General features: G+C 52.1%; 1 protein-coding gene. It reads left to right on the top strand.

The genetic code is table 11. The annotated features are described in order from the left end of the window. A partial coding sequence (locus tag HMPREF2942_RS07845) for a rhomboid family intramembrane serine protease (protein WP_070688802.1) occupies nucleotides 1–590 on the top strand: 590 nt, incomplete at its 5' end. Nucleotides 591–678 lie beyond the last annotated feature (88 nt).

Here is a 678-nt window from a genome sequence, read left to right as displayed (position 1 = left end):
CGTACACGCTCATTCTGATTAACGTCGTGGTGTATGGTCTGCAACAGCTTATTCCCAACGAATGGGTGGTTAGGCATGGCAACATCTGGTGGCCCTATGTCCAGCACGGCGAGTACTACCGCATCATCAGCTACGGTTTTCTGCACATGCAGAACGACCCGATGCACCTGGTGTGGAACATGATTAACCTCTTCATCTACGGTGTGTCCCTCGAACGCATGATTGGGCGATGGAAGTTCCTTGTGGTGTACCTGGGCTCTATCATCTTTGGTGCATTAGGCGTGTATGTGCTGGCTCCTGGAACGAGCGTGGTGGGTGCCTCCGGTGGTCTATTCGGTCTCATGGGCTCGTTCTTGACCCTGCTAATCATCATGAAGCAGAAGGACACCGCACGAGTGTTCGTCATGATTACTGCCCCGAACATCATCTATAGCATTCTGACCCCGTCGAATATCTCCCACGCATGCCACGCGGGTGGTTTTATCGGTGGTGTGCTGTTGACACTGCTGTTTGTCCCGCTTGTGGATAAGCCCGAGTCCTCGAATCCGCCGCAACAGAGTCCGCAGCAATGGCAAAACGGCAGGTACTAAGCCTGAAAATACGTGAAAAATCTTCGGAAAATCCGGCACAAAATCTTTGGAGGGTCAGTGGAGAACTTTCCCAACTACATGAACTACG

The sequence above is a fragment of the Rothia sp. HMSC071C12 genome (assembly GCF_001813895.1).
Lineage (GTDB): Bacteria > Actinomycetota > Actinomycetes > Actinomycetales > Micrococcaceae > Rothia > Rothia mucilaginosa.
Note: the sequence above shows the minus strand (reverse complement) of the source record. Positions and strands in the feature narration are given on the sequence as shown.